The following is a 16,097-nucleotide window of genomic DNA, read 5'->3' as shown; positions in this document are numbered from 1 at the left end:
GGGTCACCTCGCGATCCAGTCTAGGTCGGACTGGGCCTCCGGCGAGAACCACGGCGCAGGCGGGCCGTGCGGCGCCCCGGAGGTCGGCCCGTATGGCAGCCCGTGCAGCTCGACGGCATCGATCTGATCCCGGAACCGCGGCGGCACCGCCGATCGGTCCTCCTCGGCGAACGCCACCATCTGGTGGCCGAGGACGTCCGGCGAGCGCGGCAGGTGCTTGTCCTGCCACCAGAACTCGAACACGGCGCGGTCGCGGTCGATGTCGATGATCCCGTAGCCGTGGTCGACCCACTCGACGAACTGGGCGTTGCGGTTGAGCGTGAGGATCGAAGCCTCGGCTGCGCGCGCGATCTCGGTGGACTCCGCCGGCCCGAGTCCGGTGGCGCCGCGGATCATGTCGTCGGCGCCGCCGCGACCCATCGAGGTGGGGGCGAACTCGACACCGACGGACAGGCCTCGGACGTCGGCGGGGTCGTCCGCGCCCGTGGGCACTGGGCCGCCGTTGCCGGTGCTCACCCGCAGCGCCCCGGCCCCGTGGTTCTGCGGTTCGGCACCGTTACGTGTGTTGCGACCGGGCATCCCCGAGAGATACCCGTCGCCGAGGTACGCCGTGGAGATGACGTCGGACGCGAAATTCCCGTGCGCGTCGCCGGTCACCATGACGTTCCGCCAGATCCGCTCGCCGCGTGCGCCCCTGAGGTGGTCGACGATCGCTTCGCGCTCGGCGGCGTACTTGCCCCAGCGGCCGATGCCCAGCTTCGGCATCTTCACCCCCTGCACGACCTCCGGGATGTCGGTCGGAGCGAACCACCCCTGGTTTCCGATGACCCGCCACCGGGTGTTCCGGTGCGACGAGTCGGTGAGCGTAGCCGTGAGCCACTCGTACTGCCGCCGACCGAGGAGGCTCCGCTGCCCGGGAGCCAGATGGGAGGAGTCGGCCATTTGCCCGCGCACGTCGTGCAACTCGGCGTCGATCCCGACGATGTCGACGAGGTCGCCGTAACGCAGCGCCCGGTAGACGAGCAACGGGTCCTCCGGTGCGGGATAGGAGCCGTCGTCGACGAGCACGAACTCGCCGCTGCCGTCTGGGCGCACGGGCCGGGTCGGAGTCCACTCGTGGAACGCGCGCACCGTGTCGGAGAGGGTCGTGGTCGCCGACACCGGGTCGATCCTGGGCGCGGCCACCTCGTTGCCGTAGGCGACGTCGATGTCGTGGTTGTCCCACACGATCATCCACGGGTGCTGCTGGTGGGCACGGACGAACTGAGGGTCCGAGCGCCACAGCGCGTACCGCCTGCGCACCTCGGCGAGGTCGAGCCAGTCCCGGTTGTCCGGGTGGTCCATGTCGGCGAAGCCGACGCGCGAGCGCACCAGTTCGTCCTTGTCGGGGAAGTCGTAGATGTAGTCGCCCACGTGCAGCACGAGATCGAGGTCGTCCCGGGCGGCGAGGTGCTCGAACCCGCTCCAGTACGAGGACCAGAAGGAGCTGCACGACATCGCGGCGATGCGCACTCGGTCGACGGCGGCACCCGGGGCAGGCGCGGTGCGCGTTCGCCCGGTGATCGAGTGGGCGCCGGAATGTGTGAAGCGGTAGTAGTACGTCGCGGCGGGGGCCAGGCCGGTGACGTCGACCTTCACCGTGAAGTCGTGCTCCGCCACCGGGGTCTGCTCACCGGAGCGGACGAGGGCCGTCATGCCGGGGTCGGTGGCCACCTCCCACCGCACGGGGCCGGGGGCGCCTGCCACGCGCTCGGGCATGAGACGGGTCCAGAGGATGACGCGGTCGGGCAACGGGTCGCCGCTGGCGACGCCGTTGGCGAACGGTCCGGGGCAGCACGTGGGGTAGTCGACACGGGCGGGATCGGCGGACGGCGCCGCGGCACTCGCGGACGGGGCGTGTCGGAGACCGGCGACCGCGAGGCCGCCTGCGAGGGCGGAGCCGCGCAGGAACGCGCGGCGCGAGGGGCCGCGCTGGGAGGTCGGGGCGAGAGGGGACTGCTCACTCATGCGGCAGAGTCTCGCCCACCGCGGGGCGTGCACGGTGGGGATCTGATGACGGCCCGACGTGTGCCGGGTGAACTGTCGGTGGACACACGAGTGCCCCGCCACCTTTTCGAGGTGACGGGGCATTCGTCGTCTGGTCGGGACCGACTAGTCCAGGTAGTCCCGGAGCACCTGCGAACGCGACGGGTGCCGCAGCTTCGACATCGTCTTCGACTCGATCTGACGGATCCGCTCACGCGTGACGCCGTAGACCTGGCCGATCTCGTCGAGGGTGCGGGGCTGTCCGTCGGTCAGGCCGAAGCGCAGCCGGACCACGCCCGCCTCGCGCTCGGACAGCGTCTCGAGCACCGACTGCAGCTGATCCTGCAGCAGGGTGAACGACACCGCGTCGACGGCCACCACGGCCTCGGAGTCCTCGATGAAGTCGCCGAGCTGGCTGTCGCCCTCGTCGCCGATCGTCTGGTCGAGGGAGATGGGCTCACGCGCGTACTGCTGGATCTCCAGCACCTTCTCCGGCGTGATGTCCATTTCCTTGGCGAGCTCTTCGGGCGTGGGCTCGCGGCCCAGGTCCTGGAGCAGTTCGCGCTGGATGCGGCCGAGCTTGTTGATGACCTCGACCATGTGAACCGGGATGCGGATGGTGCGGGCCTGGTCGGCCATCGCGCGGGTGATGGCCTGACGGATCCACCAGGTGGCGTACGTGGAGAACTTGTAGCCCTTGGTGTAGTCGAACTTCTCGACCGCGCGGATCAAGCCGAGGTTGCCCTCCTGGATCAGGTCGAGGAACGCCATGCCCCGACCGGTGTAGCGCTTGGCCAGCGAGACGACCAGTCGCAGGTTGGCCTCGAGCAGGTGGTTCTTCGCGCGGTTGCCGTCGCGGCAGATCCAGTTCATGTCGCGGCGCTGCGCGACGGGGAGCTTCTCGCCCTTTTCGGCGTGCTCGGCCATCAACTGGGTGGCGTAGAGGCCGGCCTCGATGCGCTTGGCCAGCTCGACCTCCTCCTCGGCGTTGAGGAGGGCGACCTTGCCGATCTGCTTGAGGTAGGCGCGGACCGAGTCCGCAGAGGCGGTGAGCTCGGCGTCCTTGCGGGCCTGCCGGAGCGCCTCGGACTCCTCCTCGTCCCAGACGAAGTCCCCGGAGGCCTTGTCCTTGTCGGACGGCTCCGCGGCCTCTTCCTCGTCCTCGCCGACGGCGACGACCTCGACCACCTCGTCGACGGCGAGGTCACCCTCGGGTACCTCGAGATCGGCTATGTCGGCTTCGTCGGGCGCATCCTCGAGATCGACGCCGTCGGCCTTGCTGCTCGCCTTCTTGGCGGGGGACTTCTTCGCCGCGGCCTTCTTGGCCGGGGCCTTGGCTGCGGCCTTCTTGGCCGGGGCCTTCTTAGCAGCGGCCTTCTTGGCTGGAGCCTTCTTCGCCGCGGCCTTCTTCGCGGGGGCGGTGCCGTTGGTCGCCGCGGCGGACGCCGATTCGGTGCTCGGTTCGGCGGTCTGACTTGTATCGGAGGCGGCCACGTACGCCCTTTCGTGACGGTGTCGTGCGGCGTCACGCCAGAGTGATTTTCCGGCGGAGAGGTCAGTTGAGTTCGGCCGGCTGAGAGCCGGACGTGTCCATTGTAACTATCGCCACGGGTGTTACGACGCGATGCTGGTCTGCGCGGCGAGTGCGGCGCCCACGATGCCCGCCGTGTTCAGTAGCGCAGCGGGCACGACGGGGGTGCGATTGGTCAGCAACGGGATCCATTTCTCGCTCTTGCGGCTGATGCCGCCGCCCGCGATGAACAGGTCGGGCCACAGCAGATCCTCGAACGTGGTGAGCACCCGGGAGACCTCCGCCGACCACTCCTTGTAGGAAAGGTCCTTGGTCTCCTTCACCGAGGACGCGGCGCGATGCTCGGCCTCCTTGCCGTGCACCTCCATGTGCCCGAACTCGGTGTTGGGCAGCAGGACGCCCCGGTGCAGGACCGCGGAACCGATCCCGGTGCCGAACGTCAGCAGCACGACCACGCCGTCGACGTCCTTGCCCGCGCCGTAGGTGTCCTCAGCGATGCCTGCCGCGTCCGCGTCGTTGAGCACCGCGACGGGCCTGCCGCCGAGCGCCTGCCCGAACAGGGCCGCCGCGTCCGTTCCGATCCAGGACTTGTCGATGTTCGCCGCGGTGCGCGCGACCCCGCCGGTGACCACGGCGGGCAGCGTGATGCCGACCGCGCCGTCCCAGCCCGCCCGGGTGACGATCTCCGCGACGGTGTCCGCGATGGCCTCGGGGGTGGCGGGCTTCGGGGTCTCGATCTTGATCCGGTCACCGATCAGCTCGCCGGTCTCCAGATCGACCAGGCCGCCCTTGACTCCGCTTCCGCCGACGTCGATGCCGAACCCGCGTCGGCTGCTGCCGTCGCTGTCGTCGGAGGGTAGGGCTGGGGTCGATTCAGTCATGGTGCAAACCCTAATCGTCGGGGCGACGACGGGCGCGGGAGTGGGGAGATGAGGCACCATGGGGCGTGCCCTCTTTGCGGTCCGATGCTCCCGTCCCCACCACCCCCGAACGTGACGACCCCGGCGGTCCCGACGATCCGCGCACGCTGCGCGACGTGGCGGTCCGGGTGGCCGTCACCGCCGCCAGGCACGTGCGTGCCCGTCGCCCCGAGGTGTTCGCCGCGACGGGCGTCCTCGCGGAGGACAGCTCGGTCGCCACCAAGAGCCACCCGACCGATCCGGTCACCGTCGTGGACACCGAGACCGAGGAGCTGATCCGCGGACTGCTCGCGGGCCTGCGCCCGGACGACGCCATCCTCGGTGAGGAGGGCGGGGGACAGGCCGAGCTGATCCGGGGCGTGCGCTGGGTGGTCGACCCCATCGACGGGACGGTGAACTTCTTGTACGGCATCCCCGCGTTCGCGGTGTCGGTCGCCGCGCAGATCGACGGTGTCTCCGTGGCGGGTGCGGTGGTGGACGTCGCGGCCGATGCGGTCTACTCGGCGGCCCTCGGCCACGGCGCGACCCTGCTCGAGGCGGACGGCACCGAGCACGCATTGCGGTGCAACCCGGTGTCCGACGTGTCGGTGTCCCTGCTCGCGACGGGGTTCGGCTACGGACGGGCCCGCAGGCAGGCGCAGGGCGCACTGATCGGGCGGGTGCTGCCCCAGGTGCGCGACATCCGTCGGATCGGCTCCGCAGCACTCGACCTGTGCATGGTGGCCTCTGGGCGCGTCGATGCGCATTTCGAGCACGGGCTCAGCCCGTGGGACTGGGCGGCGGGAGCGCTGATCGCGAGCGAGGCGGGTGCCCGGGTCCGCACGCCCGCGCCGCACTCGATGAGCGCCGCGGGCGAGGTGGTGATCGCGGCGGCCCCGGGTATCGCGGCCGAGTTGGACGAGGTCTTCGCCGAGGCGGGCGTGTTCGACCCGATCCCGGACTGAGCCGTCAGCAGCGAGCGGTGCGGGCGGCCTTGAGGAGGCTGATGTCGACCGGCGCGGCGGCCATGCCGCCGGGCGCGGGCTCCTTCAGCACGGCCAGTACCTCTTCGGCGTCGGTGTTCGGGCGCAGCTCGTTGAAGTAGGTGCCCAGGGCCAGGTCGACGGTGTCGTCCTGACGCTGGTCCTCGATCAGCTCGGCGCACGGCGCGACCAGCCACAGGGCACTGGCGGCGGCGAGACCGTTTGCGCCGAAACGGATCTGGCCGTGGCACTGCATGTTCTGGTCGACGTAGACGGGGTCGTTGCCGACCTGGACGTCGGGGGCGCTGGCGTAGCCGTACTCACTGAGCTGCGCGGCCACCTGCGCGGCCTGGCCGCGTTCACCGTTGGCATTGAAGACGCGGACCCTGGTCGCCGCGAGGGTGGTGGGTTCGATGTCCATCAGCGTCGTCGGGTCCATCTTCTGGCCGAGCGGCTGCGGGATAGGGTCGTTCGGGTCGGCGGACTGCGAGGCCGGCCTCGGGACGTTGCACGTCACCGCGGCGGAGACCTCCTCGTCCTTGGTGAGGATGCGAACCCACAGCACCGAGCCGAGCAGGGCGAGGATGCTGATCAGCACGATGACGGGCATTGCGCGCCGCCTGCGGAACGGACGGCCTTGCTCATCGGTGGAGTGACCCTGTGTGATCAGTGAAACCACGATTCGTCCCGACCTCTCCGCCGCGCCCGCCGATCGGCGCCATTGTGGCGCCGGTGCGCACCCACTCTAGAGTGCGGCGCCGGGATCGTTGTCGACGCGGTCGCGGCTCGGAATGTCGCGGAAATGTCACGGTCGACCCGCCGTTTGTGTCGATTTTCAGACAGTTTCCGACGTGTGGCGAACGGCCCGCGACTTTTCTCCAGAGTTCGGCTATTGTCTGGCGGCCGCAGTCGTACACGACAGGCGTTTGGAGGACCGGACGGAAGGGCCAAATGTGGTGCAGATCATATTACCTGCGCTAACTTTTGGGCACTATTCGGCGCCCCCGAGCGTTATGCAGCCACACGGGTTGATTCGTGTATTCGGCTGTGGTGTGTGGCCGGGGGAATCGATGACGAGAGAAGACGAGGGGAAGACGAGATGGCAACCGACTACGACGCACCGAGGCGTTCGGAATCCGACGAGGTTTCGGAGGATTCGCTCGAAGAGTTGAAGGCCCGGCGCAATGAGGCGCAGTCCGCGGTCGTCGACGTCGACGAGTCGGACACCGCGGAGTCGTTCGAGCTGCCCGGAGCAGATCTGTCCGGCGAGGAACTGTCGGTCCGGGTCGTTCCGAAGCAGGCCGATGAGTTCACGTGTTCGAGCTGCTTCCTGGTGCATCACCGGAGCAGGCTCGCCAGCGACGCCGGTGGCGTGCTCATCTGCATGGATTGCGCAGCCTGACAGCGCTACTGAAGGTAGTGGATCCGACCGGGGCACCGAGTGTCCCGGCCTGGTATCAAAAGTCGTGCCCGGCCTGTTCGCAGGCCGGGCACAGTGGTTTCCGGGACACCCGGACCCGTCAGGGAGTCAGCAGTGCCGCCAGCTCGGCGGGCCTGCGGGTGCTGACCAGCCAGTACGGGGTGGGATCCTCCGGATCGTCGAGAACGATCAGGACCATCGTCTTGATCCAGGTCCGGTGCTGCACGTAGGCGGCGGGGTCCAGCTGCCTGCCGAGCGCCGCCGACTTGGCGGTGGCGGGAACCACCGCGACCCGGGAGATCACGTCCAGCGGCAGGTTCGCCCGGCCGACGCGCAGTTCGCCGCGTCCGGGGCCGTCAGTGACCTCGATCCGGAGCCGGCTCAACCAGAGCAGGACCCACACCGGGAAGGGCAGCAGCAGCACGTACGGCAACCAGGCCAGCAAGCCGGGGTTGCCCATGTGAACCTCCGCGGCGAGCAGACCGGCGACGGCGAGGCCGGCGGCCCACCACCACAGCGGTACCCACAGTCGCTCCGAGTAGATCGGTGCGGTGGGGTCGGTCTTGCCACCGGTGGCGGCGGTCGAGGCAGGTTGAGGGTTCTCGGGCACGCATCCAGAGTAGTCTCGGTGCGCGTGAGCGATCTTCCAGCCATCGAGCTGCTGCGCCTTGATCCCGACATGCCGATCCCACAGCGTGCCCACGCGGGCGACGCGGGTGTCGACCTCTGTTCCACCGTGGACGTGACCATCGAGCCGGGGGAGCGGACCCTGGTGGGGACCGGAATCGCCGTTGCGCTCCCGGTCGGCACCGTCGGGCTGATCCACCCCAGGTCGGGACTGGCTGCCAAGTCCGGTCTGTCCGTGGTGAACACGCCGGGCACGGTCGACGCGGGTTACCGCGGCGAGATCAAGGTGTGTCTGATCAATCACGATCCGCGCACGCCCATCGCGATCACTCGCGGTGATCGGATCGCTCAGTTGTTGGTGCAGCGGGTGGAGCTGGTCTCGTTCGTGGAGGTCGAGTCCCTCGACGAGACGACGCGCGGCGCGGGTGGATACGGATCCAGTGGTGGACATGCCAGCCTGCACGCGGTGTCGGCACTGCCCGAGGAAGGGGCACGATGATTTTCGGACGAAAGAAGAAGGCCGCGGACGAGGACCTCGATCAGTTCGAGGACCTCCGCGACGACGTCGAGGCGCAGGCCGAGGCCGACGAGTTCGAGGTCGACGAGTTCGATGTCGACGAGCGGCCCGAGGGCGGGCCGTATGACCGGGACGAACTCGACGACCCCGAGGGTGCCGCGCAATCGCGGCTCGACCTCGGGTCGGTGCAGGTTCCGCTGCCCGAGGGCGGACAGATCCAGGTGGAGATGGCCCAGGACGGCACCCCGCAGGCGGTGCACCTCGTCACCGAGCACGGTCGGGTCACGATCGCCGCGTACGCCGCGCCGAAGTCGCCGGGACAGTGGCGCGAGGTCGCGGGCGACCTGGCCGAGTCGCTGCGCGCCGACCAGGCGGAGATCAGTGTGCAGACCGGTCCATGGGGTCGCGAGCTGCACGCGGTCACTCCGAACGCCGACCTGCGCTTCATCGGCGTCGACGGCCCGCGCTGGATGATCCGGTGTGTGGTGGCAGGCCCGGTCGGTTCGGCAGGCCTCGAGGCGCCGCTGACCGCGATCGCCAGGGAGATCCTCGCAGGCACGGTGGTCAACCGGGGCGCCGAGCCGTACCCGGTGCGGACGCCCCTGCCGGTCGTGCTCCCGCAGATGCTGGCCGAGCAGCTGATCGCGGCCCAGCAGCAGCAGATGCAGGCCCAGCAGCAGGCCGCGCAGGCTCAGCAGACGGCCGAGGTCCAGGAGGCCGCCGTCGTCGAGGCCGCTGCCGCCGCCGAGGCGGCCGCTGCCGCGGCCCAGGATCACACCCTGCCGCCGGAGGAGCGCCCCGGCGGCTCCGGGTCGGCGATGCAGCAGCTGCGTCGCTGATCCGGCACGCGGTAGATCAGGACGAGGTCAGGGCGGTCAGACAGGACCGGCCGAGGATGCCGGCGTCGGTGCCGATCTGATCGAGGGTGACGGTGGCCAGCGAGGCCGACCGGAGCACCGTCACCCATCGCCTGGCCACGGCGATGGGGTGCACCGGGTCGTCGGTGGCGGCGCAGATGCCCACCGGCACCGTGATCCGGGCCAGGTGTTCCTCGACGAGGCCGTGGTAGGCCGCGGCCTCCTCGAGGGCATTGGGCAGGTGTGGCCACTGCGATCGCCATGACCGCTCCAGCTCACCGCCGAGCCACGCCGGGCTGGTCTCGATCATCGCGCTGGTCACCGCGTCGAGGCCGTCCGCGCGGAGCATGCGCGCGGTCATCGTCGCGCTCAGGGCCGCGGGGGCCTCTGCCGGGTCGCCGATCCAGGCGGGCAGGGCCGCGAGCACCCCGGCCGCGCGGGACTCGTTGCGAGCGGCCCACTGTGCCGCCACTGCGGCACCGATCGACACGCCGCCGACGAGGATCCGTCCGTACCGGTCCGCGGCCGCGTCCATCGCCTCGAGGTAGCTCTCGACCACCCGCTGCGGGTCGGGTTCCACGGCGATGATCTCCACCCCGACCTGCGTCAACGCGCCCGAGAACGCTCTTTTCGCGAAGTGGGCGTCCGACCCGGTTCCCGGCAGTACCACCGCCGCCTGCGGCCATGTCATCTCCTGCATCCGTCGATGGTCGCACCGAGGGTGGGTGCGGGTGCCATACGGGTGCTGTAGGGGCCGTGATCGGGCTATTCGCCCGGTGGCCGGGACACTCCTCACAGTGGTGTGGTTCCCGGTTCGGGATGGGTCTACAGTGGCGATCACACAGACCTACAAGCGGGGCGACAGTCGCACCGCACCTGCTCCAGGAGCGCGCTATGGCACTCGCGGCCACAGGCTATTTTCGTCGGCTGACCCGCCGGCTCACCGAGGACCTCGATCAACTCGATGCAGAGGCAATGGTGGAATCGTCGCAGGCGTCGGGCGCACAGCGCGCCTGCGACTGTAGTCGTGGTGAGGAGGTCACCATGCTCGGGCGGCTGCGCAGCGTCGAGACATGTCCCAAGGCCTCGACCGCGAACATGGAGGCCGAGTTCTTCGACGGAACCGAGGCCGTGACGCTGGTCTGGATCGGCAGGCGCCGGATCGCGGGGATCGAGCCGGGCAAGACCTTGCTCGTTCGTGGACGCGTCGGTGAGCGCAACGGCCAGAAGGTGATCTACAACCCGTACTACGAGCTTCGAGGGGATTCGTAGTCATCGCCGGTACATGTGGCAGTCTCGTCGGGTGACCGACAGGCAGCAGCAGTCCGTACTCGAACAGCTCGGTGGAGTCAGTGGGCTGGTCTACTCGACCCTGCCGGTCCTGGTCTTCGTCCCGATCAACAGCTTCTTGGGCCTCACCGCGGCCATCTGGGCCGCCCTGGGTGTGGCTGCCGCAATCCTGGTGTGGCGGGTGATCGTGAAGGGCGCCATCCAGCCCGCGATCTCGGGCTTCCTTGGCGTCGGTATCTGCGCGTTCATCGCGTACCGGACCGGGGATGCCAAGGGGTACTTCCTGTTCGGGATCTACACGAGCCTCGCCTACGCCGGGGTCTTCCTGCTCTCGATCGTGGTCCGGTGGCCGCTGGTCGGCGTCCTGTGGGGCTTCCTCAACGGCCACGGCAACTCGTGGCGGGGCAGCAAAGCCGCGGTCCGGGCCTACGACCTCGCCACCGCCGCGTGGGCGCTGGTGTTCGGGGCCCGCTACCTGGTCCAGTCGCAGCTCTACGACACCGATCACACCGGGTGGCTCGCGGTCACCCGCATCGCGATGGGCTGGCCGCTGACGGCGCTGGTCCTGGTGACGACCGTCTGGCTGGTCCGGCGCGCCGACCGTGCCGCCGAGGCCGTGCTGGAGGCGGGGGCAGACGCGGAGACCGAGCCCGAGGCCGGGGTGGATTCGGATGATCGCGGCGCCGAGCCGAATGGCGCGGGTGGCGAGCGTTCCTAGCGAACACCCGCGGATCGTCCGCAATGGGTTCGCCGAAATTGTGTGCGCGCCGCATCGGATGTGACGTACCGCATGTGGTGAATTGCGTCCGCCGAATTCAGTGCTTCTCGGAATTGATGACCGCATGCCCGATTTCGGACAATGCGGTCATCAAATTCAGTTACGTGACAATTCGGAACTTTTGTATCAGCGCTTGACGCCGACCGCCGCGCGGAGCTCGTCCTCGACCTCGACGGAGGCGACGAAGAGCAGCTCGTCGCCGCCCTCGATCGGGTCGTCCTGCTGCGGGACGATCACCCGACCACCCCGCAGGATGGTCACCAGGGCGGCGTCGCGGGGCAGCTGGATCTTGCGGACCGGCTTGCCGGCCAGTTCGGTGTCATCGGGCAGGGTGATCTCCACCAGGTTCGCCTGACCCTGCCGGAAGGTCATCAAGCGGACCAGATCGCCGACCGAGACGGCCTCCTCGACCAGCGAGGCGAGCATTCGCGGGGTGGACACGGCAACGTCAACGCCCCAGGAGTCGTCGAAGAGCCATTCGTTGCGGGGGTCGTTCACCCGGGCGACGACGCGCCGCACGGCGAATTCGGTCTTGGCCAGGAGGCTGACCACGATGTTGACCTTGTCGTCGCCGGTAGCAGCGATCACGACGTCGTAGGACTCGAGTTCGGCGGACTCCAACAGGGCCAGCTCGCAGGCATCGGCGTGCACCCACACGGCGTCCGGGATCGCCTCGGGGTCGACGTGTTCGAGATTGCGCTCGAGCAGCATCACGTGGTGGTCGCCTCGGATCAGCTCGCGCGCGATCGATCGGCCGACCGCGCCTGCTCCGGCGATTGCGACTCTCATCGGGTCCATCCGTTCGGGTCTGTGGTCGAATCGTGCGCCGCGGTCGGCGACGCCTGAAGGAAGATGCTCATCAGGAGTCCGCGGGCGGCGGGGTCGCGGCCAGCGCGACCGCCTCGGCGACGGTCCCGGAAACCGCGGCGACGTACACCTGGTCGTCGGCCTGGATCATCGTGCGGCGGTCGGGGAGCACCCCGGTGCCGAAACGGATGAGGAAGGCGACCCTGGACCCGGTGTGCTCCTCGAGTTCGGTGACCTGGTGGCCGACCCAGTCCTCGTGCAGGTCGAGTTCCGCGACCGCGACGGTGCCGGAGGGATCGCGCCACTTGGTGGTGTGACTCTCGCGGGTGAGATGGTGCAGGAAGCGGTCGGTGGTCCACGGCACCGTGGCCACGGTCGGGATGCCGAGGCGTTCGTACACGGCCGCGCGCTTGGCGTCGTAGATCCGGGCGACGACCCGGCTCACACCGAAGTTCTCCCTGGCCACCCTGGCGGAGATGATGTTCGAGTTGTCGCCGGAAGACACCGCCGCGAAGGCCTCGGCTCGTTCGATGCCCGCCTTGAGCAGGACATCGCGGTCGAATCCCATACCGACGATGCGGTGCCCGGTGAATCCGGGGTCCAGGCGTCGGAACGCGTCGGGGTCGCGGTCGATGATCGCGACCTCGTGGCCGATCCGGTTCAGGCCGGCCGCGAGGGCCGATCCGACCCGGCCGCACCCCATCACGACTACGTACACCGTTCGCCTCCGCTCGTCGGCTTTCCGACGTGTGTCGCGGTCGCCGCGGCGGCGGAGACCATCGATTCGAACGGTACCGTCCCCGGTTCGGCGCCGTCCGCGCACATCGTGATTTGGCGAAGTCGGTGGCGGATGGCACTGGATCGGTTCGGACGGATTACGCTTTGCCGGTGTCAAAGCTCTCGACCGCTGCCAAGCGGCTGCTGGTAGGTAGACCGTTCCGCAGCGACAAGCTGGGGCACACACTGCTACCCAAGCGAATCGCGCTGCCGGTCTTCGCCTCCGATGCGATGTCCTCGGTCGCCTACGCGCCCGAGGAGATCTTCCTCGTCCTGTCCGTGGCGGGCATCTCCGCGTACATGTACACGCCCTGGATCGGCCTGGCCGTCTGCGCGGTGATGGCGGTCGTGGTGGCCAGCTACCGGCAGAACGTGCACGCGTACCCCTCGGGCGGCGGCGACTACGAGGTGGCGACCACGAATCTCGGGCCGACGGCAGGCCTGACGGTCGGCAGCGCGCTGATGGTCGATTACGTGCTCACCGTGGCCGTCTCGATCTCCTCGGCCGCATCGAACATCGGTTCCGCGGTGCCGTTCGTCGCCACCCACAAGGTGCTGTTCGCGGTCGCCGCCATCGTGATCCTGACCGCGATCAATCTGCGCGGCATCCGGGAGTCCGGGACCGCGTTCGCCATCCCCACCTACGCTTTCATCGTCGGCATGTTCCTGATGCTCGGGTGGGGGCTGTTCCGGATCTTCGTGCTCGGCGACGACGTCAAGGCCGAGTCGGCGGGCTTCGACCTGCACGCGGAGAACACGCAGCTCTACGGGATCGCATTCGCCTTCCTCATCGCTCGCGCCTTCTCGTCGGGTTGCGCGGCGCTGACCGGTGTCGAGGCGATCAGCAACGGGGTGCCTGCCTTCCAGAAGCCCAAGTCCCGCAACGCGGCCACCACGCTGTTCCTGCTGGGCGCCATCGCGATCGTCCTCCTGATGGGCATCATCACCCTGGCCCAGAAGATCGGGATCGTGTACGCGCACAACCCGGCCGAGCAGCTCACCGGAGCGCCCGAGGGATATCAGCAGAAGACGCTGATCGCGCAGATCGCCGAGGCCGTGTTCTCGGGGTTCCCCATCGGCTTCTACTTCATCGCGATCGTCACGGCGCTGATCCTGGTGCTGGCGGCGAACACCGCCTTCAACGGATTCCCGGTGCTCGGCTCGATCCTCGCGCAGGACCGCTATCTGCCCCGTCAGCTGCACACGCGCGGCGACCGGCTGGCCTTCAGCAACGGGATCCTGTTCCTGTCCGGCGCCGCGATCGCCTTCGTCGTCTTCTTCGGGGCCGAGGTCACCAAGCTGATCCAGCTCTACATCGTGGGCGTGTTCGTCTCGTTCGTGCTGAGCCAGACGGGCATGATCAGGCACTGGACCCGGCACCTGAAGAGCGAGTCCGATCCCGCGGCCCGGCGGCGCATGAAGCGCTCGCGCGTCATCAACTCCATCGGCCTCGCCATGACGGCCACCGTTCTGGTCATCGTGTTGATCACCAAGTTCGCGGCAGGCGCCTGGATCGCGATCGTGGCCATGGTCGCGATCTTCATCGTGATGAAGTCGATCCGCAGGCACTACGACAGCGTGGCCGCGGAACTGGAAGAGCAGGAGTGGGACGGCGTGCTGCCGAGTCGGACCCATTCGATCGTGCTGGTGTCGAAGCTGCACATGCCGACGATGCGCGCCATCGCCTACGCCCGTGCCACCCGGCCGGACACCCTGGAGGCGGTCACGGTGAACGTCGACGAGGCCGACACCCGGGCGCTGGTCCGTGAGTGGCAGAACAGCGATATCACCGTGCCGCTCAAGGTGATCGAGTCGCCCTATCGCGAGATCACCAAGCCGGTCCTCGATTACGTCAGACGGGTGCGACGCGATTCGCCCCGTGAGGTCGTGACCGTGTTCATCCCGGAGTACGTGGTCGGGCACTGGTGGGAGCAGATCCTGCACAACCAGAGCGCGCTGCGACTGAAGAGCCGCCTGCTGTTCCAGCCGGGCGTCATGGTCACGAGCGTGCCGTGGCAGCTCAGTTCCTCGGAACGGGCCAAGCGCGAACGCATCCAGGCGGTGCCCGGCGGCACCAGGCGTGGCTTCGACGCCGCAGAGGACGGCCCTCGATGAGCGAGAGCTGGTACGGCCGCAGCATCGAGGTTCGGCTCGGGAATCCGGGTCACGGCGGCTTCTGTGTCGCCAGGCACGAGGGCCGGGTGGTGTTCGTCCGGCACGGGTTGCCGGGTGAGCTCGTCCTGGCCGAGATCACCGAGGATCGCGGCGGCTCGTTCTGCCGCGCGGACGCGGTGGAGATCGTGGAGGCCTCGCCGGCGCGAGTGACGGCGCGATGCCCGATCTCCGGGCCCGGAGGGGCCGGCTGCTGCGACTTCTCGCACGCCACCCCGGACGCCCAGCGCGCGATGAAATCGTCGGTGGTCGGCGACCAGCTCCGGAGGATCGCAGGCGTCGAGCGGGAGGTCGAGGTCGAGGAGCTGCCGGGCACAGGAGACGGAACCGGGTGGCGAACCAGGCTCCGGCTCGCGGTCGACCCTGCGGGCCGGGCCGGTTTTCACGGCTACCGCAGCTCCCAGGTGATCACCGACCTGCTGTGCCCGCAGCCGGTACTGGGCACGTACCAGGGCCTGGCCGAGCGTGACTGGCGACCGGGCGGCGAGATCCAGGTGACGGTCGACGGCGACGGAGCTCGGCACGTGGTGGAGATCGAGCCCGCAAAGGTCTCGAGCACCGGCCGCCGCAGTCCGGGCCGACGCGGCGCCACCGCGAGGCGCGCCGCACAGGCGGGTCCGCGCCGCGAGCACGTGGTGGAGGGCAGCGGCCGTGCCGTGGAGCGGGTCGGTGGTCGGGAGTGGGAGCTGTCGGCGACCGGCTTTTGGCAGGCGCATCGTGGTGCGGCACAGACCTATTCGGCGGTGGTCGGGGAGTGGGCGGAGGCCGCTCCCGGCTCGATCGCCTGGGATCTGTACGGCGGGGTCGGCGTGTTCGCCGCCGAGCTGGCCGAGCAGGTGGGACCGGACGGCGAGGTGGTGTCGGTCGAGTCAGGCCGCGGCGCGGTCGACGACGGCAGGCGCGCGCTGGCGGAGCTCGGGCAGGTGCACCTGCGGGCGGCCCGGGTGGAAAAGGTGGTGGCGGAGTTGCCGGTTCCGGTGGGCGCGGTGGTGCTCGACCCGCCGCGTTCCGGGGCGGGCCGTGAGGTCATCGAGGCGCTCGCACATGCGGGCCCGGGCCGGGTGATCCACATCGGCTGCGATCCGGCCGCCTTCGGGCGCGATATCGGGCTGTACCTCGCGCAGGGGTACCGGCTCGAGCAGGTGCGTGCCTTCGACGCCTTCCCGATGACCCATCACGTGGAGTGCCTCGCGCTGCTGGTGCGGTAGCGGTCGCTCCGCGCGGACCCTGGCCAGGGTTCACTTCATCGGCATCATGGGCATCTGCCAGCCCATCTGCTGCATCCAGGACATGAACATGTCCCTCATCTCCTGCCACATCATGTGTCTCACCTCCGTTCCCGGTGGTGGTGATCCACTCGCACATGATCGTGTGCACCACCGATTTTACGGGTGTCACAGCGTCCGGAAGTGAC

At 69.1% G+C, this 16,097-nt stretch carries 15 protein-coding genes and 1 pseudogene; 8 read left to right on the top strand and 8 right to left on the bottom strand.

Features of this window, described 5'->3' with window-relative positions:
* Positions 1-3: 3 nt before the first annotated feature.
* The 3 genes and pseudogenes from FCG67_RS20520 to ppgK form a co-directional block, all read right to left on the bottom strand.
* Positions 4-2,007 carry an alkaline phosphatase D family protein gene (locus tag FCG67_RS20520; RefSeq protein ID WP_136911505.1) on the bottom strand — a complete coding sequence of 668 codons (2,004 nt, stop codon included), beginning with the start codon at positions 2,005-2,007 and terminating at the stop codon, positions 4-6.
* A 144-nt stretch (positions 2,008-2,151) separates the two neighbouring features.
* Positions 2,152-3,567 (bottom strand): annotated as a pseudogene (locus tag FCG67_RS20515) (RNA polymerase sigma factor); the annotation flags it as partial.
* A gap of 72 nt (positions 3,568-3,639) precedes the next feature.
* Complete coding sequence (gene ppgK, locus FCG67_RS20510; RefSeq protein WP_136911503.1) at positions 3,640-4,437, bottom strand: polyphosphate--glucose phosphotransferase; 798 nt, start codon at positions 4,435-4,437, stop codon at positions 3,640-3,642.
* A gap of 146 nt (positions 4,438-4,583) precedes the next feature.
* On the opposite strand from ppgK, the gene FCG67_RS20505 reads away from it, so the two are divergent.
* Entirely contained in the window at positions 4,584-5,420 is an 837-nt protein-coding gene (locus tag FCG67_RS20505) for an inositol monophosphatase family protein (protein WP_136911587.1), read from the top strand.
* A gap of 4 nt (positions 5,421-5,424) precedes the next feature.
* Here the strand turns inward: FCG67_RS20505 and cei are convergent, their stop codons facing one another.
* Positions 5,425-6,117, bottom strand: a complete 693-nt coding sequence (gene cei / locus FCG67_RS20500) for an envelope integrity protein Cei (RefSeq protein ID WP_136911502.1) — start codon at positions 6,115-6,117, stop codon at positions 5,425-5,427.
* A 420-nt stretch (positions 6,118-6,537) separates the two neighbouring features.
* Between cei and FCG67_RS20495 the strand changes: the two genes are divergently transcribed.
* A complete protein-coding gene (locus tag FCG67_RS20495; RefSeq protein ID WP_027499550.1) occupies positions 6,538-6,840 on the top strand; it encodes a DUF4193 domain-containing protein in 303 nt (100 codons plus the stop codon).
* Between the two features lie 118 nt (positions 6,841-6,958).
* Here FCG67_RS20495 and FCG67_RS20490 read toward each other — a convergent pair whose 3' ends face one another.
* Positions 6,959-7,402, bottom strand: a complete 444-nt coding sequence (locus FCG67_RS20490; protein WP_136911586.1) for a DUF3093 domain-containing protein — start codon at positions 7,400-7,402, stop codon at positions 6,959-6,961.
* Positions 7,403-7,492: 90 nt separating this feature from the next.
* On the opposite strand from FCG67_RS20490, the gene dut reads away from it, so the two are divergent.
* Together dut and FCG67_RS20480 are read left to right on the top strand one after the other, a co-directional pair.
* Positions 7,493-7,984, top strand: a complete 492-nt coding sequence (gene dut, locus FCG67_RS20485) for a dUTP diphosphatase (RefSeq protein WP_097211344.1) — start codon at positions 7,493-7,495, stop codon at positions 7,982-7,984.
* Positions 7,984-8,841 carry a DUF3710 domain-containing protein gene (locus FCG67_RS20480; RefSeq protein WP_136911585.1) on the top strand — a complete coding sequence of 286 codons (858 nt, stop codon included), beginning with the start codon at positions 7,984-7,986 and terminating at the stop codon, positions 8,839-8,841. Before dut ends, FCG67_RS20480 begins: the two co-directional genes overlap by 1 nt.
* Before the next feature lie 16 nt (positions 8,842-8,857).
* Here FCG67_RS20480 and FCG67_RS20475 read toward each other — a convergent pair whose 3' ends face one another.
* Entirely contained in the window at positions 8,858-9,559 is a 702-nt protein-coding gene (locus FCG67_RS20475; RefSeq protein ID WP_136911501.1) for an alpha/beta hydrolase, read from the bottom strand.
* A gap of 194 nt (positions 9,560-9,753) precedes the next feature.
* Between FCG67_RS20475 and FCG67_RS20470 the strand changes: the two genes are divergently transcribed.
* Positions 9,754-10,131, top strand: coding sequence for an OB-fold nucleic acid binding domain-containing protein (locus tag FCG67_RS20470; RefSeq protein ID WP_077041421.1), 378 nt, complete (start codon positions 9,754-9,756; stop codon positions 10,129-10,131).
* A gap of 31 nt (positions 10,132-10,162) precedes the next feature.
* Positions 10,163-10,867 (top strand): DUF3159 domain-containing protein, encoded by a 705-nt coding sequence (locus FCG67_RS20465; protein ID WP_211243282.1) that lies wholly within the window; start codon positions 10,163-10,165, stop codon positions 10,865-10,867.
* Between the two features lie 186 nt (positions 10,868-11,053).
* Here the strand turns inward: FCG67_RS20465 and FCG67_RS20460 are convergent, their stop codons facing one another.
* Complete coding sequence (locus FCG67_RS20460) at positions 11,054-11,716, bottom strand: potassium channel family protein (RefSeq protein WP_097211346.1); 663 nt, start codon at positions 11,714-11,716, stop codon at positions 11,054-11,056.
* Between the two features lie 70 nt (positions 11,717-11,786).
* Entirely contained in the window at positions 11,787-12,452 is a 666-nt protein-coding gene (locus tag FCG67_RS20455; protein ID WP_097211347.1) for a potassium channel family protein, read from the bottom strand.
* 170 nt (positions 12,453-12,622) lie between these two features.
* On the opposite strand from FCG67_RS20455, the gene FCG67_RS20450 reads away from it, so the two are divergent.
* Together FCG67_RS20450 and FCG67_RS20445 are read left to right on the top strand one after the other, a co-directional pair.
* Positions 12,623-14,626: an APC family permease gene (locus FCG67_RS20450; RefSeq protein ID WP_136911499.1), complete on the top strand. Its 2,004-nt coding sequence runs from the start codon at positions 12,623-12,625 to the stop codon at positions 14,624-14,626.
* Complete coding sequence (locus FCG67_RS20445) at positions 14,623-15,891, top strand: class I SAM-dependent RNA methyltransferase (protein WP_136911498.1); 1,269 nt, start codon at positions 14,623-14,625, stop codon at positions 15,889-15,891. Before FCG67_RS20450 ends, FCG67_RS20445 begins: the two co-directional genes overlap by 4 nt.
* Positions 15,892-16,097: the final 206 nt, after the last annotated feature.

It is taken from the genome of Rhodococcus oryzae (assembly GCF_005049235.1).
Lineage (GTDB): Bacteria > Actinomycetota > Actinomycetes > Mycobacteriales > Mycobacteriaceae > Rhodococcus_G > Rhodococcus_G oryzae.
This window is presented reverse-complemented; position numbering and strand designations above follow the sequence as displayed.

Coding starts and splice junctions, on each gene's coding strand:
- FCG67_RS20520 (WP_136911505.1), bottom strand. CDS start 2,007: ATGAGTGAGCAGTCCCCTCTCGCCCCGACCTCCCAGCGCGGCCCCTCG.
- ppgK (WP_136911503.1), bottom strand. CDS start 4,437: ATGACTGAATCGACCCCAGCCCTACCCTCCGACGACAGCGACGGCAGC.
- FCG67_RS20495 (WP_027499550.1), top strand. CDS start 6,538: ATGGCAACCGACTACGACGCACCGAGGCGTTCGGAATCCGACGAGGTT.
- FCG67_RS20475 (WP_136911501.1), bottom strand. CDS start 9,559: ATGCAGGAGATGACATGGCCGCAGGCGGCGGTGGTACTGCCGGGAACC.
- FCG67_RS20470 (WP_077041421.1), top strand. CDS start 9,754: ATGGCACTCGCGGCCACAGGCTATTTTCGTCGGCTGACCCGCCGGCTC.
- FCG67_RS20460 (WP_097211346.1), bottom strand. CDS start 11,716: ATGAGAGTCGCAATCGCCGGAGCAGGCGCGGTCGGCCGATCGATCGCG.
- FCG67_RS20445 (WP_136911498.1), top strand. CDS start 14,623: ATGAGCGAGAGCTGGTACGGCCGCAGCATCGAGGTTCGGCTCGGGAAT.